Here is an 18,470-nt window from a genome sequence, read left to right as displayed (position 1 = left end):
CACTCGTGTGACTAACGGCTCAGGACGGGCCGAAGTCTAGGGCTTGTGGACGCTGATTGATTGTAAGGTTGGTAGAGAACCGCGACGGCCGAGGGCCAGCATCAAGCGCCAGGTAAGAGGAGAGACCATGAAACCGGAACCCGCCGGAACAGTCACGTCCGAGGGCGCTTCAGTGCCGGTGCGCGCGCGCTTCGGCTCGTCTGAAGTCCCTGCCTCGCGTGCAACGCAGGATCGGATTGACATCCCCGAGTTTGCGCCCAACCTTGTGCCCGAAGGGGACATCCGGCCGGACCGTTTCCTGGACCGCGAGCTCAGCTGGCTGGCTTTCAACTCCCGCGTCCTGGAACTCGCCGAAGATCCCACCCTCCACTTGCTGGAACGCGTGGCCTTCCTGTCCATCTTCGCGTCCAACCTGGACGAGTTTTTTATGGTCCGCGTGGCAGGCCTGAAGCGGCGCATCGCCACCAACCTCGCCGTGCCGTCCCCGGCCGGCCTCAGCCCTGTGGAGGTGCTGGAAAAGATCGGCGACGAAGCCCACCGCCTCCAGCAGCGCCATGCCCAGGTCTACGCCGAACAGATCCGCCCCGCCTTGGCCTATGAGCACATCCACCTGATGCACTGGGACGAACTGGACGACGCCGCCAAGCAGCAGCTCAGCGCCATGTTCGCCGAAAAGGTCTTCCCGATCCTGACGCCGCTGGCCGTGGACCCGGCACACCCGTTCCCCTACATCTCGGGGCTGTCCCTGAACTTGGCCGTGGTGGTGCGCAACCCTGTGAGCGACAAGGAACTCTTCGCCCGCCTCAAGGTTCCGGACCAGCTTCCCCGTCTTATCTCCATCGACGGTCCGCGGGCCGGGGCTGTCGCGGGACGCGTGGCGCGTTTTATCGCGCTTGAGGAAGTCATCGCCGTCCACCTGGACAAGCTCTTCGCCGGCATGGAAGTCCTGGAACACCACATCTTCCGCGTCACCCGTAACGAGGACCTCGAGGTGGAAGAGGACGACGCCGAGAACCTCCTGCAGGCGCTGGAGAAAGAACTCCTGCGCCGCCGGTTCGGCCCGCCCGTCCGTCTCGAGGTCACCCACGACATCAACCCGAACATCCGGGCCCTGCTCATCCGTGAACTCGGAGTAGAAGAGTCCGAGGTGTACTCGCTCCCGGCTCCGTTGGACCTCCGCGGATTGTCCGTCATCGCCGGAATTGACCGTGCCGACCTTCATTACCCCAAGCACCTGCCGCACACGTCCCGGTTCCTCAACGAGTCCGAGACGGCCAAGGCCGCCAACGTTTTCTCGGCCATGCGCCGCCGCGACATCCTGCTCCACCACCCGTACGACTCCTTCTCCACCTCGGTGCAGGCGTTCCTGGAACAGGCGGCCGCGGACCCCAAGGTCCAGGCCATAAAGCAGACCCTGTACCGGACGTCGGGCGACTCCCCCATCGTTGATGCCCTGATCGATGCCGCCGAGGCCGGCAAGCAAGTACTGGCCCTCGTGGAGATCAAGGCCAGGTTCGATGAGCAGGCCAACATCTCCTGGGCCCGCAAGCTGGAACAGGCGGGCGTCCACGTGGTCTACGGCATCGTGGGCCTGAAAACCCACTGCAAGCTGTCGCTGGTGGTCCGCCAGGAAGTGGACGGGCTGCGCCGCTACTGCCACATCGGCACCGGCAACTACCACCCCCGCACGGCCCGCTACTACGAGGACCTTGGCCTGCTGACCGCCAACGACCAGGTGGGCGAGGACCTTTCCAAGCTGTTCAACCAGCTCTCAGGCTATGCGCCGAAGTCCACGTTCAAGCGGCTCCTGGTTGCTCCCCGCTCCGTCCGCTCCGGACTGATCGACCGCATCGAGGCGGAGATCCGCAACGCCCGGGCCGGTCTGGCCGCCAGGGTGCAGATCAAGGTCAACTCCATGGTGGACGAAGCCATCATCGACTCCCTTTACCGCGCTTCCCAGGCCGGCGTGATGGTGGACGTCATTGTGCGCGGCATCTGCTCGCTGCGTCCCGGCGTCCCGGGCCTCAGCGACAACATCACCGTGCGGTCGGTGCTGGGCCGCTTCCTGGAACACTCCCGGGTGTTCGCCTTCGCGAACGGCGGCGATCCTGTGGTTTACATCGGCTCGGCCGACATGATGCACCGGAACCTGGACCGCAGGGTCGAGGCCCTGGTCCAGCTGTCCAATGCCGACGACATCAGCTACGTCCTTAACCTGCTGCGGCGCTACATGGATTCGGAGACAGCCAGCTGGCATCTGGATAACCAGGGCCTGTGGAACCGGCGCCACATTGCCGACGACGGCAGCCACCTCGACGACATCCAGTCCTGGCTGTTGGCGTCGCGCACCCGCCAGCGCAGCCTGAGCCGGCGGTAGGGCTACGGCGTTGGCGAGCGACATCCTCGTAGCAGACCAGACAGACCATCCCGGCGAAGCAGTTGCCGTCGTCGCGGCCGGGGCGCTGCCCTGGCGTATCAACTCGGACGGTCTTGAAGTCCTGCTGATCCACCGTCCGCGGTATGACGACTGGTCCTGGCCCAAGGGCAAGATCGACGCCGGCGAGACCCTTCCCGAATGCGCGGCCCGTGAGGTGCAGGAGGAGATCGGACTTGCCGCGCCCCTGGGCATCCCACTGCCGCCCATCCACTACCGGGTGCCGTCCGGACTGAAGGTGGTCCACTACTGGGCGGTCCACGTCAACGGTGCCCGCCTCGTTCCCGACGGCAAGGAGGTGGACCGCGTGGTGTGGTGCGCCCCTGAAACGGCCGCTGGGCTGCTGACCAACCCGACCGACGCCGTCCCCCTGGAGCACCTGCACGCTGCCCATAAACGCGGAGAACTGAACACGTGGCCGCTAATCGTGGTGCGGCATGCAAAGGCCAAGCCCCGGTCGTCCTGGTCCAAAGCCGAGGGTGAACGGCCCCTTGCCGCGACGGGCATCAGGCAGGCGCAGGCCGTCGGCCGTTTGCTGCAGGCCTGGAAGCCGCCGCGCGTGGTGACCAGTCCCTGGCAGCGCTGCGTGTCCACGGTGGCGCCGTACCTCCGGGCAACAGGTGCCAAGGTCAAACTGGTGGACGCGCTGACAGAACACAAGCACGCCAGGACCCCCAAAAAAACCGCAGCCATCATTGAGGCGCTCCTGGACAAGCAACAGCCAGTCGCGGTCTGCACACATCGTCCGGCACTGCCTACAGTGATGGCCCAACTGGGCAAGCACATGCCAGGGCGGTTGCGAGCACTCCTGCCGGACTCGGACCCTTATCTTTCCCCGGGCGAGCTGGTGGTGTGCCACGTGGCCGTCGATAACAAGCACCGCATCGTGGCCGTGGAGCAGTTCAAGCCCTTCGACGACTAGGTTTTTCGGTCAACGCCGGGCGCGACGCCCGGCTCGGCGGTGAGCTGCTGCTGGATCTGGTCCGCGGCAAGCTACGGAAGCGCTGAAGGATGGCGCAGCCGGCGGCGAACGCTGAAGCCAGCCGACGAAGCCTTGCCGGCTGGCCGAGCATGGCCCGGTAGACTTTAGCCGTGAGCATCCCGACGCCTTATGAAGACCTCCTCCGCGATGTCCTGGCCCATGGCACGCACAAATCCGACCGCACGGGCACCGGAACCACCAGCGTTTTCGGCCGTCAATTGCGCTTTGACCTTGGCCGGAGCTTCCCGCTGATCACCACCAAACGCGTGCACTTCAAGTCCGTGGCAGTGGAGCTGCTGTGGTTCCTGCGCGGCGAATCGAACGTGAAGTGGATGCAGGACCAGGGCGTGAGCATCTGGAACGAGTGGGCTGACCCGGACGGCGAACTGGGTCCCGTGTACGGCGTCCAGTGGCGCAGCTGGCCCACCCCTGACGGCGGCCACATCGACCAGATCGCCGAGCTGGTGGAGAACCTCAAAGCCAATCCGGACTCGCGCCGGCACATCGTGTCTGCCTGGAACGTCTCCGAGCTCAAGGACATGGCGCTGCCCCCGTGCCACGCGTTCTTCCAGTTCTATGTGGCTGACGGCAAATTGTCCTGCCAGCTGTACCAGCGCTCGGCGGACATGTTCCTGGGCGTGCCCTTCAACATCGCTTCCTACGCCCTGCTCACCTGCATGATTGCGCAGCAGGTGGGGCTGGAGCCTGGCGAGTTTGTATGGACAGGCGGCGACGTCCACATCTACGAGAACCATATGGACCAGGTCCTGAAGCAGCTGGACCGGGAACCCTATGAATACCCGCAGCTGAGGATCACCCGGAAGCCGGCCTCAATCTTCGACTACACGCTCGAGGACTTCGAAGTGGTGGGCTACCAGCACCACCCCACGATCAAGGCCCCGATCGCCGTATGAGCACCGAGAACGCAGCAGACCCCCAGGCCTTCACGCAGGAGCTTGCCGGTTCCGTGACCGGCGTCGGCCTGGTGTGGGCCCAGACGTCCGGGGGTGTGATCGGCAAGAACGGCGACATGCCGTGGAGTTTGCCCGAGGACCTGAAGCACTTCAACCGGCTCACCATGGGGCACCCGGTGATCATGGGCCGCAAGACGTGGCTGTCCTTCCCGGACAAGTACCGTCCTCTGCCTGGCCGGACGAACATTGTGATCACGCGGCAGAAAAACTGGGGCGAATCGCCTGAGGCGGAGGGCGCCGTCGTGGTCCCCTCCCTGGATGATGCACTCCTTGAGTCGCAGTTCGTCGACGGCGGCGGGACGGTGTGGATCCTGGGCGGCGGGGAAGTCTTCCGCCAGTCCACCGAACTCGCCAATGTTGCGGTGGTCACCACCATCGATGTGGAGGCCGACGGCGACACGTTCGCTCCCGAGCTCGACGAGACCTGGGAGGCGGCGGCGTCCGTCCCGCCAGACGGGTGGCTGACGGCAGCCAACGGAACGCGCTACAGGTTTACCAAATGGATGAGGACGCAGGGCTGAGATGTTGAAAAAACCAGAAACACTGTTTGTACTGGGCTACATGCTGCTGCCGCTGCTCGCGCTGCTGTCTGCGATCGTTGGCCTGACCATGATCCTGGGCGGCAACAAGATCGCGGGGGCCATCGTGCTGGTGGTGGTGACGCAGGTGTTCGCCTTCGGCGCCTTCTACGCGTTGCGACTCCGGAAAGCCGCGGTGCTGGAGGAAACCAACCGCGGCTGACGCCTCATTGTTTGGCGTGGGTGCCGGGTCGTGAAAATATGAGCTGCATAGCTATGCCGATGATGAGATCGGGTTCTCGCCTGGCCGCGGCCAAGCCCAGGTCAGTACCTGGTGGGGCATCGGAATTGTGACGGCCGTGCTCGGGCTGTTGTTCGTCGCCTCTGGGGTGATACTCCTGATGCCGTTGGGGAAGGGCCTTGATTCTGACGTACCATCCCCACGGGAGTGACGTAACCGACTGCGCCCTGCCCGTTCCGGCGTCTAAACTGTACGAATGACTACAGCAGCTACCCCCGCCGTCGGCCTGGTCGGATGGCGCGGCATGGTCGGCTCCGTCCTGATGCAGCGCATGCAGGATGAGGGCGACTTCGCCAACATCAACCCGGTGTTCTTCTCCACGTCAAACGCGGGAGGTGCCGCCCCGGCTGTTGCCGGTGCTGCCGCTGGCGCGGCCGGCAAGCTTGAGGACGCGTTCGACGTCGATACGCTGGCTAAGCTGCCCATTGTTGTCACCGCCCAGGGCGGGGACTACACCAAGCGCGTGCACACCGAGCTGCGCAGCCGCGGCTGGGACGGCCTCTGGATCGACGCCGCCTCCACGCTGCGCATGAACGACGACTCGATCATCGTGCTGGACCCGATCAACCGCGACGTCATCGACAAGGGCCTGATCAACGGCACTAAGGACTTCATCGGCGGCAACTGCACTGTTTCCTGCATGCTTATGGGCCTCGGCGGGCTGTTCAAGAACGGACTCGTCGAATGGGGCACGTCCATGACTTACCAGGCGGCGTCCGGCGGCGGCGCCCGCCACATGCGCGAACTGCTCAGCCAGTTCGGCACGCTCAACGCCGAGGTCCGCTCGGAACTGGACGACCCGGCGTCGGCCATCCTGGAAATTGACCGCAAGGTCCTGGCCCACCAGCGCTCCGACATCGACGCCACCCAGTTCGGCGTGCCGCTGGCCGGCTCCCTCATCCCGTGGATCGACGCGGACCTGGGCAACGGACAGTCCAAGGAAGAGTGGAAGGCCGGGGTTGAAACCAACAAGATCCTGGGCACCTCGGACGAAAACCGGATCATCATGGACGGCCTGTGCATCCGGATCGGCGCCATGCGTTCGCACTCGCAGGCACTGACGCTGAAGCTCCGCGAGGACCTCTCCGTGGCCGAGATCGAGACGCTCCTCGCCGAGGACAACGAGTGGGCCAAGGTCATCCCGAACACCAAAGAAGACTCCATGGCAGGCCTGACCCCCGTGGCCGCGTCCGGCACGCTGGACATCCCCGTGGGCCGCATCCGCAAGATGGAAATGGGCCCGGAATACATCAGCGCCTTCACCGTGGGCGACCAGCTGCTCTGGGGCGCCGCCGAGCCGCTGCGCCGCATGCTCAACATCGCCACCGGGAACCTGTAACTCCCCCGCAAGTCCCTGCCCCGCAAAAGCGGCGCGGGGCCGCTTTTGCGTCGGCTGCGGGGGCATGCGCTGGCGGAGCCCGTCTCAGCTGTCCAGGAATGCGAGGTACTGTTCGGCAGCTCTGTTGACGGCGGCCTGCGCAGCGGGCCCGAGTGGCTTGGCGTCGTTAAACAGCTCAGGCACGACGGCGGCGCTCCGGGTCGTTCCAGCCCGCGCCCACGTGCCGATCACTTCTCCCCCTGCCACGACGGTCTTCTTGAACACTCCGTTGCCGCCCGGGACGATCTTGTTGGCGTGCTCAGGGGCCAGCACAAGGCTCCGGTCCATGTAGCCCAGCACAAACTCGTCGAAGCCCGGCAGGAGGAGGACGGACCGCTGGCCGGGCACACCGTCGTCGAGCATTGACGCAGTCTCCGGTGACATCCAATAGTGGACACCCCCGAATTCCAGCTCCACCAGCTGCCCGCTGACCAGCTCAAACGCTGCCCGGACATCGGTCAGGGGAAGCTGCGTCCACCAGGCGAAGTCGCGGACGGTGGCAGGGCCGTGGCTGCAGAAGTAGCGCAGCATGAACTCGGCGATCGCTTCCTGCTGTTCAAGGTCCCGCGACACCGGGATCCAGTCATCGAACGCCACCAACAGCTGCTGGTTCCCGGCCAATGGGCCTTGAACCAACCAGGTGTGCCGGCAGAGCGTCCCCAGGATGTGGATCCCCCGCTGGCCGGTGGTGGGCTGCCCTGCCGCCTCAAACACGTCGAAGACTTCGCTCCGGCTCACGGGGCCGCCGGCCGCAATCCGCTCCAAGGCAACTTCGCGGCATTTCTCGATGTCCGCCCACGTGATGTCCAGTTCCCGGTGCCGGCCGGCAACGATGCGGCTGAGTCGCTCGGTGGTCAGGCCCAGCATCCAGCGCAGATCCTCCGGAGCCACGAAGTGCAGGGTGCCGCGCATCGGCCAGGACCGGACCACACCGCCGCTGTGCAGTGCAGCGCGCACGTCGGTCAACCCGGCGCCCGGAACGCGAAGGCCGATGGCCCAGAGCGCTGCCTGCAAGTCCTGAGCCTGCGTGGCCGTCATCCAGCGGACCGCATCCTCGACTGAGCCAAGTCCGGGGCCAAGCAATCCTTGAGAGGCAAGCCGGAGCCTGCCCATCACCTGGGGGCTTACGCGGTTCACTGCCATGTCCTCATCGTAGGACCTGGCCCGATAGGGTGTAAGCATGACTTTGGGGAGTTTGTGGCAATTGTTCGCGCGCGGAACACAGATATGGCTGGTGGCAGGGACCGTTTCGGTCCTGGCCGGCGTGGCCATCGGGCTGGCCACAGCCATTGGTTTCCAGCCCGCGGGAGGCGGCGGCGAGGCACCCTTGGAACTCTTGTTGCCGTCCCTGTTCCTCTCGCTGGGCGGAGGGTACGCCGTCCTGTTTCCCGGCATCCGGGTGGGCCGCGGCAAGGTCCACATTGTGCGCGACTGGAAGCTCTATCCCGTCAGCGGCCGGCTGCTCTGGATCCTCGCCCATGCCACCTCCGTCATCGGTTTGGTGGCCTGCATCCTCGCGGCCGCCACCAACCCGGCCCTTCCGGGACTCATGGTCTGGCTGTTTATGGGTCCATATTTGGCGCTGACCGGCTGGGCCGCCGCCCTGCTGGGCATGGCCACGAACGTCCGGCTGATAGGCGCCGTGGACGGGCGCCTGGCGCCGGCCACTCGAGCAGGCTGACGCTAGAGCGTCAGGCCGATGAGCAACGGTTCCGGGTGCAGTTCAATGCCAAAGCGTTCGACGACGCCGGCACGCACCTCGCGCGCGATGGCCAGCATGTCCTTGGCGCTGGCGGAGCCGCGGTTGGTGATGGCCAGCGTGTGTTTCGTGGACAATGACGCCCGCCCACCGGAGGCACTGCACTCCTCCAGGCCATAGCCCTTGCCGAACCCTGCCTGGTCGATCAGCCACGCGGCCGACAGCTTCACCAGCCCGACCGCCCCGGCGGGGTACTGCGGTGCGGTCTCCGGCAGCCCTGCCGCCACGTCCACGGGGACTATCGGGTTGGTGAAGAAGGAGCCCGTAGAATACGTGTCCCGGTCGGCCGGGTCCAGCACCATGCCCTTGGAAGCCCGCAACCGCAGAACCTCCCGGCGCACATCGTTGGAGTACGCCCGTTTGCCTGCCTCCACGCCCAATGAGCGGGCCAGTTCGGCGTATCGGATGGGCGCACTCATCCGGCCCAGCGGCAGCTGGAATTCCACGGTCAGCACCACGTAGCGGGGCGAGCCGTCTACCGTGGTCTGCTTCAGAATGGAGTCGCGGTAGCCGAATTTCAGCTCGGAGTTGGTGAAGGTCTGGACCGCGTTCCGAGTCCGGTCCCAGGTGCGTACCGCCGCGATGGTCTGGGAGACGTCAGATCCGTAGGCCCCGACGTTCTGCACGGGACTGGCGCCTGTGGCGCCCGGGATACCCGAGAGGGCTTCGAGACCAGACCACGCATGCAGCACGGCATGTTCCACCAGGGCATCCCAGTTGTGGCCGGCCTGGACCACCACCGCCACGCCGCCGCAGGAATCCTCGGCGTTGACAACGAACCCTTCGGAGGCGATCCTGACCACGGTGCCGGGGAACCCGTCGTCGGAAATCAGGAGGTTGGAGCCGCCGCCGAGAATGAGGACCTGCTCCCCCGCAGCGTCACCCGTGCGGACGGCGTCGATGATCTCCGCCTCGGTTCTGGCCTCAACATACTTACCGGCGGGTCCTCCGACGGCGGCCGTGGTCAGGGAGGAGAGCAGTGTTTGGGTCACCTCTCCACCCTAACTTAGGCGAAAGCTAGGGAAGTTTCCGGGCCACCGGCGAGAGCAGGAAGCTGACCACCAGCATCACCATCACGGCAAGCAACGAGTGCAGGATGCCCACGTGTTCGGCCAGCAGCCCCAGCAGCGGCGGTCCGCACAGGAAGGCGCCGTAGCCGATCGTGGCGACAACGGAGACCCGGGCGGCAGCCTTGGCCGGATCGTCTGCCGCGGCGGACATTCCGACCGGGAATCCCAGGGACGCGCCGAGTCCCCAGACCGCCAGGGCCACGTACGCGAGCCAGGGAACGGGGGCAAACACAAACAGGCCGAGGCCGAAGACCGCCATCGCGGCGCACCAGCGCATCACGGGCACGCGGCCGAAGCGGTCCAGGACCACCGTGCCAGCGAAGCGTCCGATGGCCATGAAGGTCACGAAGAGCCCGTAGCCGGCGGCTCCGGCAGCGTCAGTCTGGCCGTGCCCGTCGGCGAGGGCCAACGCCACCCAGTCCCCCGCTGCGCCTTCGGCCAGTGCAAGCCCCAGGACCAGGACTCCCAGCAGCAGGGTTCGCCGGTCCCGCCAGGCCTCTGCGATTTTGCGCTTGTTGTCCAGCGGGACATCGCCACCCTCGGCCCGCGCGCCCGGGGTGATGATGGGGATAGGACCCGTGGACGGATCCTCGAAGTTGTCCGGCACATAGGTCCGCTCCCCCGCTACGGGGGTGACATCCGCACGAAACCAGGCTGCCGCCGTCGTCACCGAAACGGCAACCACGGCGCCGGCCGCCGCCAAGTGCCAGAACACCGGGACGGACGCAGCCGCAGCCCACGCGCCAAGGCCGGCACCGGCCACGGTGCCCAGGCTAAAGGACCCATGGAGCCGGGGCATGATGTGACGGCCCACCGCGCGTTCCACCGCGGCGCCCTCCACGTTGGAGGCGGTATTCCAGCTGGCGGCGCCCAGTCCGATGACGGCCAGGCCCACCGCCACGGCTACCGGGGTAGCCAGGACCGAGGTTCCGAAACCGGCGATGGCCAGTCCACAGCCCACCATGATGCTGCCGGTCCGGATGGTCCTCTTGGAACCCAGCCGGAGCACAATCAGCCCCGAGGCGGACACAGAGAGAAAGGAACCCAACGTCATGCACAGCAGCAGCAGGCCGATATTGCCCGGAGTCAGGTCAAGCCCGTCCCGAATCGCCGGCAGGCGGGAAACCCACGAGGCGAAGGCCAGTCCACTAGCGCCGTAGGCAACCACCACGGCATTGCGCCAGGCGGTGACCTCGGCAGTGGTGTTGGCGGTCAATGGATCGTGGCTGCTCAGGACAGCCTGACGACTGCCTGGGCCTTCATCAGCACTTTCTGGCCGGCAGAAACCACGGTGAGGTCCACGCGGGCGGTGCCGGAGTCGGCGTCGAGCTTTCCAATGGCGCCGCTGACCTCGATGGTGGCCCCGGCTGCCGGGGTTCCGGTGGTGTCCGTGACCAGGACCGGCCTGGTGAAGCGGGTCTGGAAGTCGACGACGGCGGCGGGGTCGCCTGCCCAGTCGGTCACCAGCTGCACGGCGGCGCCCATGGTGAACATGCCGTGGGCGATGACGCCGGGCAGTTCCACGCCGGTGGCGAAGGCTTCGTTCCAGTGGATGGGGTTGAAGTCGCCGGAGGCGCCGGCGTACTTGACCAGGTCGGTGCGGGTGACCTCGATGGTGCGGCTGCCGATGTCCTGGCCGGCGCTGAGTTCGTGGAAGCTGGGGCTCATGGTTACTGTCCCTCTCCGCGGACGAGGATGGATGACGTGGTGGTGGCGACTGCCTCGCGCGACTCGCCTGCTGCGAGGGCGTAAATTTCCTGGCGGGTGGTGATCATGGCCCCGCCGCCCATGGCGCGGACGCCGTCAACGTGCAGTTCGGCTACCAGGCGGTCCCCGGCGAAGATGGGGCGGTGGTGGATGAAGCGCTGGTCGGCGTGGACCACGCGGGAGAAGTCGATGCCGGCATCCGGATCCTCGATCAGCTGGGCATCGGCGCGCTGGGCGATGACGATGGCGAACGTGGGCGGCGCCACCAAGTCTGTGTGCCCCAGGGCCTTGGCGGCCTCGACGTCGAAGTGGGCTGGGTGCGTGGCCTTGACCGCGCGGGCGAACTCGCGGATCTTCTCGCGGCCGACGTCGTAAACCTCTGCGGCAGGGTAGCTGCGGCCCTGCAGGTCCGGATTGATAGTCATGGCCTCAAGCCTATCGTTCTGCGTCCGGGCGCCCGCGCCGATGACATCAGGCTGTACAGGATTACCAATGCGATATGATGAAAACATTAATTCATTAATTCATGGCCGGTCCCAGGATCGACGGTGACGAGAAAGCACAGGCAGCGATGATTTCGGCAGCGCAAACCCCCTTGTACGAGATCAAGGCGAACCTGTTCAAGGCCCTCGCCCACCCGGCGCGGATCCGTGTGCTCGAACTGCTGTCCGCGGCGCCGGACAACTCGGCGACCGTCAGCTACCTGCTATCCGAGACGGGCCTCGAGGCATCCCACCTTTCCCAGCATCTCGCCACCCTGCGCCGGCACCGGGTGGTGACCTCGGTCCGTTCCGCAAACACCGTGACCTACCGGCTGGCCCATCCGAAGATCGCCGAATTGCTGGCCATCGCCCGAACGTTCCTCCTCGACAGCCTGGCCAATTCCAACGAGCAGCTCAAACTCGCGCAGGGACTGTCCCGCGAACATCTGAAGGGTTCAAATTCATGAGTGCCGCACTGGCTCACCTCAGCCGGTTCCTGCCATCCCGCCGTGACTATGACGGGCTGCGCTTGTCCTGGAAAACGGATCTGCTGGCCGGCATCACCGTAGGGATTGTGGCCCTTCGGCCCTGGCATTCGGAGTGAGCTCCGGCGTCGGCGCCGAAGCCGGACTCATCACCGCCGTCGTGGCCGGCCTGGTGGCTGCGGTAATGGGCGGCTCGCACGTCCAGGTCTCCGGCCCCACCGGCGCGATGGTCGTGGTGCTGGCCCCGGTCGTCGCCACGCACGGCGTCGGCAGCATCGCTTTGGTTTCCCTGTTCGCAGGGCTGCTGGTGGCCATCCTGGGCATTAGCGGGTTGGGCCGTGCGGTGGCCTTCATCCCGTGGCCGGTGGTGGAGGGCTTCACGCTCGGCATCGCCGCGATCATCTTCCTCCAGCAGGTCCCCATGGCTACCGGCACCGCGGGTACCGGGCCACAACACACTGCTGGCCGCCTTCGAGAGCGCCTCCCAGGCCACCTTGCCCGCCGTTCTTCAGACGCTCGGCGTCGTGGTGGGTGTGGCCGCCGTGATGCTCCTGCTCCCGAAGCTGAACAAGGCCTTGCCCGCCACCCCACAACTGGACGGTCATGCTTAAGTATGTGGGACACTCTAGGATTTTCAGCATGCTATCTCCAGACAAAATTGCTGGTCTACCGGTCGAAGAGTACGGGTTTCCGGGCCCCCTGCGAGATGCACTCGTGGGCGCGATCCTTGACGGACGGAAGACGAGCACGACCTCTCTTGTCGTCCAATACAAGCTAGACAAAGAGCCGTTGCCCGTCGTCGGTGAACGCGGTGTGGTCGTTGATTCGTCAGGGCGGCCCGTCTGCATCACGGAAGTTACCGAGGTTCGCGTTGTGCCCCTCGGCACCGTTGATGCAGCTCACGCGATCAACGAAGGCGAGGGTTACCAGACGGTCTCCGACTGGCGTGTAGGCCACGAGGAATTCTGGCATAGCCCCGACTTTCGGGCCGCCATGCGTGATCCCACCTTTACTGTCTCGGACTCGACGGAAGCGGTTTTAGTGCGTTTCTGTGTGCACGTCCAGCGCTAAACTCCCAGCAAAAACGAGTGCACGGTGAAGAATCCTGTACTGGCTCAGTGGTACGTCGGTTTCAAGGATCGACATGTAGTGGACGTCAATCCATTGCTCGTCGAACCACAGCGAGTCCCGGCCCGTTCCTTCGTGGCGAAATCCTACTTTCTCATAGACATGCCGGGCGCGTGGGTTGAAGGCGTAAACCTCACGAGCTATTCGGTGGAGACCAAGCTCGTGTATGCCGTGCCGGACAATCAGCTCGGTCGCCTCACTGCCAAGCCCCCGGCCGCGGCCTTCGGCGCGCCAAGGAAAGTGCGGAAGCCGCAGGAGCGATTCCACTCGTTCCAGTCGTTGAGCACGACTTCTCCAACCATCGCGTTCGTCTCCTGATCGATCACGGCGAGGACGAGACGGTCATCAGCGGAGCTCCAGCGTTCGTACGTGACGCGGAGGTCATCAACAGTCCAAGGCAGCGTTGTCTGGCTGCTGGAGTGCACCGTTCCGGTCAGAATTGCGGCTTCGGCGTCCTGAAGCATCCGATGCACTATAGGTGCGTCCTGAGCCTGAACCGGTCGCAGTTTGACGCGTTGGCCCACGATTGTCGGCTTATGCGTGAAGATCGTGGTCATGGGGGCTTGAGGACCATGCTCGGGAAAGTCACGCTAAGCCGATCTCCAGTGGTAACGATGGTCGCCGGCGGCGCGCTATTCCCAAGCTGCCAGTGCCGCAACCGATGCGGCGGGGTCCCGAGGATCCGGCAGAGCTGTTCTGCGGTTTCGGTGGTGCTATTCGTTGCGGTTCTTGCTGGCTTTCGCGCGGACGTGCATCCTTTCGCCTTGTCCGCCGAAAACACTGAGTACCTCTGCCTGCTGTTCTCCTGTACTGCCGAACCAATGGGGCACATGGGTGTCGAACTCGGCTACTTCTCCGGGGCCAAGGAGCAGGTCATGGTCTCCGAGAACAAGGCGCATGCGGCCCGAAAGGACATAGAGCCATTCGTAACCGTCGTGTGTCTTGAGGGCGGGCCGGGTTTTGGAAGTAGGGATGACGATCTTCCACGCCTGCATGCCCCCGGGCTGCCGGGTCAACGGAATGACGGTGCGCCCGTTCGCGTTTCTGGGTTTGAGGCGGATTCGCGGATCACCGACTTCGGGTGCACCGACCAGCTCATCCAGAGGTACGTGATACGCCTGCGCCAGAGGCAGGAGCAGTTCCAGGCTTGGGCGCCGCTGACCCGTCTCCAGCCGGGACAACGTGCTTTTAGAGATACCCGTGGTTGCGGCGAGACTGGTCAAAGTGACACTGCGCTGCATACGTAGGCGCTTGAGCCGCATTCCCACTTGATCGAGCGCTGAGGCGATCGCTGCTGTTTGGTCATCCACAGGCCCATCAAACCTCTGATTCCCGGAAACGGCAACGTTTGTTGCTGACACTGGACTTCCGGGCGACCCTGAAATCATGACTGATTACGACGTATTGATAGTAGGCGGCGGTGCCGCAGGATTGTCGGCTGCTCTGGTTCTATCCAGAGCCCGCCGCAAAGTTCTGGTGGTCGATGCCGGGGAACCCCGCAACGCACCGGCCTCACACATGCACGGTTTCCTTTCGCGGGATGGGCTCCCTCCCAGGGAATTCCTGTCCTTGGGACAGGAAGAGGTAAAGGGCTATGGGGGCGAAATTCTTGCCGACACCGTCACCGAGCTGGTCCCATCAGGCTCAGGATTCTGGGTATTGCTTTCAGATGGGCGGCGGGTTTTGACACGTCGTCTCCTCGTGGCCACGGGCCTGCGCGATGAACTGCCATCCATCCCGGGCCTTGCCGACCGGTGGGCAAAGGATGTTTTGCATTGTCCCTACTGCCACGGTTACGAAGTCCGCGACCAGCAGCTCGGTGTCCTGGGCGGTACTCCGGATACCATTCGTTACGCACAGATTGTTCGTCAGTGGGCCAAGGACGTTGTGCTGTTCGTGCCGGCAGAGTTCCTGACACCACTTCAGCGTTCGGAACTGGTGGCCCGTTCAATCGGAATCGTCGAAGGCGATATCGCCCGGGTCCTGACCGAAGATGATCACCTGCGCGGCGTCGAAATGGGTGACGGAAGCGTCATCGCGCGCGGCGCACTTTTCGTTCCACCGCGCTTCATTCCCAACAATGACCTCATCGTCGGCCTCGGCTGTCAGATTGATGAAACCGGATGGGCCGTCAAGGACAGCACCGGTCAGACCACGGTCCCGGGTGTGTGGATAGCGGGCAATGTAGCCAATCCCCGGGCCCAGGTAATCACCGCCGCCGGAGAAGGATCCGCCGCCGCCATGGCCATCAACGCCGACCTCGTCGACCAAGACGTCCGGGACTCCGTCAGAGCCTTCAATCTGGGCTTCTAACCCCCTAACCCCACTTTTTCTACTTCAAAAAAACCTAACATCAAGCAAAAGAATTTTTAGGAGCTCTCATGTCCAACCCCTCCACGACCGCCCGTCCGGCGCCGCCGACAACACACCACTTGGCACTGATGATCTGGCTCGCTGTATTCCCGACTCTGACGGTGATCAACCTGCTGTTTGGCGAGCTGCTGATTACTCTCCACCCGGTATTGCGCACCTTCGTACTGGCAACGGTCGCCGTCCCCATCGTTATTTACGGGATCATGCCTCATCTTCACCGGCTCCGGGCACGGCTGGTAAACCGTACGACCAGCTAACTCCGGGCCTAATCGAGATGTCCGCTTGGTGCCGGCGGACATCTCGGCCACTACTTACGGCACATTCATCCGCTACTTCAGGCAGAGAGCGCTTGGATTTCACCACTGGCCGCCCTCCTGGGGAACCAACCTTATCCAGAGTGCTTCATGGATACTCCGCGACGGAGCGGTGTCCCTCTCAATCGCCCCCACTTGGTGGAACCGCTTCAACGCCACCTTCGGACCGGCAATTACGGAGGGGTGGAAGGAAGCTCTTGCCAAAACGCCGAGTACGTACCTGAATCAGCGGACTTAAAATAGAGTCGGGATTGTCGGTCTAGTCATTTCATTGCCGTCGTGGTTCGCTACTAGGCGGAAAGGACAATCCGCCTAGCAGCCTGACCTGGGACTGGCTATTGACAGATTCCAGCAAAGGCGAATACAACCAATATAGGGGAGAGTTCGTCGGCCACGGCGGGCCTCCCGTACGTCATCCCTTACAGCCGAGCTCGGCACGATTAGCGACGAGAACGCGGGTAGACGAGGGTGTTAACCCGGCTGCCATCGGCAACTCCCCTGCTTCCGTGAATCGCAATGATAAGCCCAGTTACGCCATGCGCAGGTGCGCGGCGTTAGGCGAGTTTCGCGGGAAGCTGCTCCCAGCGTTCTGCTCACGCTGGCCGAAGTTGGGAGCGGGACTTTCTCTCCTGCGGCACGGCAGCCTTTCTCGGAAACGAAGGATTTCAAGAACCGGTTGATTTGAGAATCCTGGTCTGTGAATCGCAGTGGTGTTTGGCGTTGTTCTGTCATCGGTAAATGGCGGTGTGGCTTAGCTCGATCGCTTGTTGCGGCGCCACCATAACATTCCGGCCACGGCTGTGAAGGCGAGAGCCGCGGCACTCACAACGAGTACGACAAGGGTAAGGCTGATATTGGCTGCCCCGGGCCACGCAACGTATCCGTACCGTTGGCCGCCAGTTTCGATCATCTCTGTGATGGACGTTGCGAGGCCGATGGCGGCCAGGACAACGAGGGCCGCCCATAGGACAGCCGAGACTTGGCCCGCGAGGGGCGTATCTGGCATATCCGCTTCTCTTGATGTTGCCATGGTTCTTACCTCCGGATAGTTGTGGATCCTGCCCCACGCGATGTCCGCAAAGATGCCCCGAACAGCCCGAAAGGCAATCGAGGGGTTAACTGCTTTGACTGGAAGGCCGCGCCGCAATGCGTCTACCTGCTGTTCGTACATATCTGAGATCAGCTCCTCCCGCCGGGCGTCGCCCTGACTGGAAGGCACGCGCCGGCTGTATAAGTCGACCCACGATAGAACTGCTTTCGTGACTCTCGTGCTCTGCAAATCCTGATGTTCGCTCATGCTTGCACCGGCCGGAAGGTCTGAACACGGGTGGGCGCGGCCACATCAGACTGGGCAGTGAGCAGTGCGGTCTTGCCGTTTGTGGTGATCCGATAAAAACGCCGCCTCGGGCGGCGTTCCTTCGCAGCAATTTCGGGATCTTCCCAAGTCGCCTCGAGAAATCCGGACTCCGTCATGCGCGCCAGAGCTTTGTACAGCGTGCCATGCGACGTCAGTGCCTTGCCGTCGTCGGCAGAGAGAGCACTCGCCAAGGCAAACCCGTAAAGGACATCGCCCTTGGACTCCAGCTTTTCAGCGATCTCCAAAATGCGGACCTCCAGGCGGAGCAAACATCCCTGCTTTCGACGGCTCATGATGACAGAATAGGAAGATACCTTCCCTTAGTCAATAGCACGGATAGAGTCCTCGGTGCTTTTTTCGGTCGCCGACGGGCTCACTGGCCTGGATGGGAGAGTCGCCTCACTTGTGAGTCGCAGCTCTAGATGGCTTTCTTTCCGCAGCGCTGAGTGGTGCTCTTAGCAGTTGGCGCCCACTTCGGTCTTCAGGTGGAGCGTCGTTGGAGCTCGCGATACACCGTCGTCCGAGACACCCGGAACAGTTCAGCCTGAGTGTGCTCGCCGGCGTCGTGCAGAGTCAGAAGATGTTTCCGCTGTGTCTTGGACAACTTCGGCTGTTTGCCTTTCAGTCGCCCCTTCGCCTTAGCGACAGCCATCCCCTCGCGGGTGCGCATCCGGATCAGGTCCGCGTCGAACTCGGCCACCATTCCCAGGACGTTGAACAGCAGCCGGCCTACCGGATCAGTCGGGTCGTAGGAGGTGCCGCCAAGACTGAGCACTACCCCCTTGGCCGTCAGCTCGTCGGCGATATCTCTGGCATCGGGCAAGGATCGCGCTAGCCGGTCGAGTTTGGTCACCACAAGCGTGTCGCCGCCTCGGGACGCCGCCATTGCCTCACGAAGTCCCGGACGCGCCCGATTCGCTCCCGTAAGGCCGTGGTCGACAAAGATCTGCCTCTCTTCCACACCCAGGGCAAGGAGAGCGTTGCGTTGGGCGGTAAGGTCCTGGTCGTTCGTCGAGACCCGGGCATAGCCGACCTTCATTCCAGTCACGAGGACATGGTTGCAGTAATCCCCCCATCACCGTGCATTTGATCGTGCGGGTCTTGCGTACATAGTCGTGATCAGCCACTACGCGGGCTGCGTCGGCGGGCTTCCGAAGCACGGTGACNCACCCTGGCCATGATCCCACCCAACGAATTCGAGCAAAACT

The 18,470-nt window shown here is 64.0% G+C and carries 24 protein-coding genes; 13 read left to right on the top strand and 11 right to left on the bottom strand.

The features are described 5' to 3' along the window. The first annotated feature begins 127 nt into the window (after window positions 1–127). The 6 genes from ACZYZ4_RS00955 to asd all read left to right on the top strand — a co-directional run bounded on the left by ACZYZ4_RS00955 (window position 128) and on the right by asd (window position 6,548). Window positions 128–2,377 carry an RNA degradosome polyphosphate kinase gene (locus ACZYZ4_RS00955; protein WP_463857387.1) on the top strand — a complete coding sequence of 750 codons (2,250 nt, stop codon included), beginning with the start codon at window positions 128–130 and terminating at the stop codon, window positions 2,375–2,377. A gap of 10 nt (window positions 2,378–2,387) precedes the next feature. Then, window positions 2,388–3,356 carry an NUDIX hydrolase gene (locus tag ACZYZ4_RS00950; protein WP_463857385.1) on the top strand — a complete coding sequence of 323 codons (969 nt, stop codon included), beginning with the start codon at window positions 2,388–2,390 and terminating at the stop codon, window positions 3,354–3,356. A 170-nt stretch (window positions 3,357–3,526) separates the two neighbouring features. Beyond that, window positions 3,527–4,330, top strand: a complete 804-nt coding sequence (locus tag ACZYZ4_RS00945; protein ID WP_463857384.1) for a thymidylate synthase — start codon at window positions 3,527–3,529, stop codon at window positions 4,328–4,330. Next, window positions 4,327–4,911, top strand: coding sequence for a dihydrofolate reductase (locus ACZYZ4_RS00940; protein ID WP_463857382.1), 585 nt, complete (start codon window positions 4,327–4,329; stop codon window positions 4,909–4,911). The genes ACZYZ4_RS00945 and ACZYZ4_RS00940 overlap by 4 nt, the downstream gene beginning before the upstream one ends. 1 nt (window position 4,912) lies before the next feature. Further along, complete coding sequence (locus tag ACZYZ4_RS00935) at window positions 4,913–5,131, top strand: NF038396 family protein (RefSeq protein ID WP_463857380.1); 219 nt, start codon at window positions 4,913–4,915, stop codon at window positions 5,129–5,131. A 274-nt stretch (window positions 5,132–5,405) separates the two neighbouring features. Further along, the gene (asd, locus tag ACZYZ4_RS00930; RefSeq protein WP_463857378.1) at window positions 5,406–6,548 is read left to right on the top strand and encodes an aspartate-semialdehyde dehydrogenase; all 1,143 of its coding nucleotides are present in this window, start codon (window positions 5,406–5,408) and stop codon (window positions 6,546–6,548) included. Between the two features lie 84 nt (window positions 6,549–6,632). Here asd and ACZYZ4_RS00925 read toward each other — a convergent pair whose 3' ends face one another. Next, window positions 6,633–7,730 (bottom strand): winged helix DNA-binding domain-containing protein, encoded by a 1,098-nt coding sequence (locus ACZYZ4_RS00925; RefSeq protein ID WP_463857376.1) that lies wholly within the window; start codon window positions 7,728–7,730, stop codon window positions 6,633–6,635. Between the two features lie 37 nt (window positions 7,731–7,767). Between ACZYZ4_RS00925 and ACZYZ4_RS00920 the strand changes: the two genes are divergently transcribed. Then, window positions 7,768–8,268 carry a hypothetical protein gene (locus ACZYZ4_RS00920; protein ID WP_463857374.1) on the top strand — a complete coding sequence of 167 codons (501 nt, stop codon included), beginning with the start codon at window positions 7,768–7,770 and terminating at the stop codon, window positions 8,266–8,268. A gap of 2 nt (window positions 8,269–8,270) precedes the next feature. Here ACZYZ4_RS00920 and ACZYZ4_RS00915 read toward each other — a convergent pair whose 3' ends face one another. The 4 genes from ACZYZ4_RS00915 to ACZYZ4_RS00900 are packed head-to-tail and all read right to left on the bottom strand — an operon-like array spanning window position 8,271 to window position 11,548. Then, on the bottom strand, window positions 8,271–9,338 hold the full coding sequence (locus ACZYZ4_RS00915) for a UDP-N-acetylmuramate dehydrogenase (protein ID WP_463857372.1): 1,068 nt from the start codon (window positions 9,336–9,338) through the stop codon (window positions 8,271–8,273). Between the two features lie 25 nt (window positions 9,339–9,363). Continuing rightward, window positions 9,364–10,632: an MFS transporter gene (locus tag ACZYZ4_RS00910; protein WP_463857371.1), complete on the bottom strand. Its 1,269-nt coding sequence runs from the start codon at window positions 10,630–10,632 to the stop codon at window positions 9,364–9,366. A 14-nt stretch (window positions 10,633–10,646) separates the two neighbouring features. After that, the gene (locus ACZYZ4_RS00905; protein ID WP_463857369.1) at window positions 10,647–11,084 is read right to left on the bottom strand and encodes a MaoC family dehydratase; all 438 of its coding nucleotides are present in this window, start codon (window positions 11,082–11,084) and stop codon (window positions 10,647–10,649) included. A gap of 2 nt (window positions 11,085–11,086) precedes the next feature. Continuing rightward, a complete protein-coding gene (locus ACZYZ4_RS00900; RefSeq protein WP_463857367.1) occupies window positions 11,087–11,548 on the bottom strand; it encodes an FAS1-like dehydratase domain-containing protein in 462 nt (153 codons plus the stop codon). 146 nt (window positions 11,549–11,694) lie between these two features. Between ACZYZ4_RS00900 and ACZYZ4_RS00895 the strand changes: the two genes are divergently transcribed. The 4 genes from ACZYZ4_RS00895 to ACZYZ4_RS00880 are packed head-to-tail and all read left to right on the top strand — an operon-like array spanning window position 11,695 to window position 13,161. Further along, a complete protein-coding gene (locus tag ACZYZ4_RS00895; protein WP_463857878.1) occupies window positions 11,695–12,072 on the top strand; it encodes an ArsR/SmtB family transcription factor in 378 nt (125 codons plus the stop codon). Beyond that, on the top strand, window positions 12,069–12,209 hold the full coding sequence (locus ACZYZ4_RS00890; protein WP_463857366.1) for a hypothetical protein: 141 nt from the start codon (window positions 12,069–12,071) through the stop codon (window positions 12,207–12,209). The genes ACZYZ4_RS00895 and ACZYZ4_RS00890 overlap by 4 nt, the downstream gene beginning before the upstream one ends. After that, entirely contained in the window at window positions 12,206–12,868 is a 663-nt protein-coding gene (locus ACZYZ4_RS00885; RefSeq protein ID WP_463857364.1) for a SulP family inorganic anion transporter, read from the top strand. The genes ACZYZ4_RS00890 and ACZYZ4_RS00885 overlap by 4 nt, the downstream gene beginning before the upstream one ends. Beyond that, complete coding sequence (locus tag ACZYZ4_RS00880; RefSeq protein ID WP_463857362.1) at window positions 12,805–13,161, top strand: ASCH domain-containing protein; 357 nt, start codon at window positions 12,805–12,807, stop codon at window positions 13,159–13,161. The genes ACZYZ4_RS00885 and ACZYZ4_RS00880 overlap by 64 nt, the downstream gene beginning before the upstream one ends. Here the strand turns inward: ACZYZ4_RS00880 and ACZYZ4_RS00875 are convergent. The 3 genes from ACZYZ4_RS00875 to ACZYZ4_RS00865 all read right to left on the bottom strand — a co-directional run bounded on the left by ACZYZ4_RS00875 (window position 13,129) and on the right by ACZYZ4_RS00865 (window position 14,528). Further along, the gene (locus tag ACZYZ4_RS00875) at window positions 13,129–13,485 is read right to left on the bottom strand and encodes a GNAT family N-acetyltransferase (RefSeq protein ID WP_463857360.1); all 357 of its coding nucleotides are present in this window, start codon (window positions 13,483–13,485) and stop codon (window positions 13,129–13,131) included. The two genes, ACZYZ4_RS00880 and ACZYZ4_RS00875, sit on opposite strands and share 33 nt — an antisense overlap. Then, window positions 13,401–13,682, bottom strand: a complete 282-nt coding sequence (locus tag ACZYZ4_RS00870; protein WP_463857358.1) for a hypothetical protein — start codon at window positions 13,680–13,682, stop codon at window positions 13,401–13,403. The genes ACZYZ4_RS00875 and ACZYZ4_RS00870 overlap by 85 nt, the downstream gene beginning before the upstream one ends. 249 nt (window positions 13,683–13,931) lie before the next feature. Then, window positions 13,932–14,528, bottom strand: coding sequence for a helix-turn-helix domain-containing protein (locus tag ACZYZ4_RS00865; RefSeq protein WP_463857356.1), 597 nt, complete (start codon window positions 14,526–14,528; stop codon window positions 13,932–13,934). A 76-nt stretch (window positions 14,529–14,604) separates the two neighbouring features. On the opposite strand from ACZYZ4_RS00865, the gene ACZYZ4_RS00860 reads away from it, so the two are divergent. Both ACZYZ4_RS00860 and ACZYZ4_RS00855 read left to right on the top strand, forming a co-directional pair. Further along, window positions 14,605–15,531, top strand: a complete 927-nt coding sequence (locus ACZYZ4_RS00860; RefSeq protein WP_463857354.1) for an NAD(P)/FAD-dependent oxidoreductase — start codon at window positions 14,605–14,607, stop codon at window positions 15,529–15,531. 68 nt (window positions 15,532–15,599) lie between these two features. Continuing rightward, on the top strand, window positions 15,600–15,848 hold the full coding sequence (locus ACZYZ4_RS00855; protein ID WP_463857353.1) for a putative antibiotic biosynthesis monooxygenase: 249 nt from the start codon (window positions 15,600–15,602) through the stop codon (window positions 15,846–15,848). Between the two features lie 808 nt (window positions 15,849–16,656). Here the strand turns inward: ACZYZ4_RS00855 and ACZYZ4_RS00850 are convergent. The 3 genes from ACZYZ4_RS00850 to ACZYZ4_RS00840 all read right to left on the bottom strand — a co-directional run bounded on the left by ACZYZ4_RS00850 (window position 16,657) and on the right by ACZYZ4_RS00840 (window position 18,310). Then, a complete protein-coding gene (locus ACZYZ4_RS00850; protein WP_463857351.1) occupies window positions 16,657–16,935 on the bottom strand; it encodes a hypothetical protein in 279 nt (92 codons plus the stop codon). A gap of 263 nt (window positions 16,936–17,198) precedes the next feature. Then, window positions 17,199–17,555 carry a helix-turn-helix transcriptional regulator gene (locus ACZYZ4_RS00845; protein ID WP_463857350.1) on the bottom strand — a complete coding sequence of 119 codons (357 nt, stop codon included), beginning with the start codon at window positions 17,553–17,555 and terminating at the stop codon, window positions 17,199–17,201. Window positions 17,556–17,743: 188 nt separating this feature from the next. After that, window positions 17,744–18,310, bottom strand: a complete 567-nt coding sequence (locus ACZYZ4_RS00840) for a recombinase family protein (RefSeq protein ID WP_463857348.1) — start codon at window positions 18,308–18,310, stop codon at window positions 17,744–17,746. Window positions 18,311–18,470 lie beyond the last annotated feature (160 nt).

It is taken from the genome of Pseudarthrobacter adonitolis (assembly GCF_055412845.1).
Note: the sequence above shows the minus strand (reverse complement) of the source record. Positions and strands in the feature narration are given on the sequence as shown.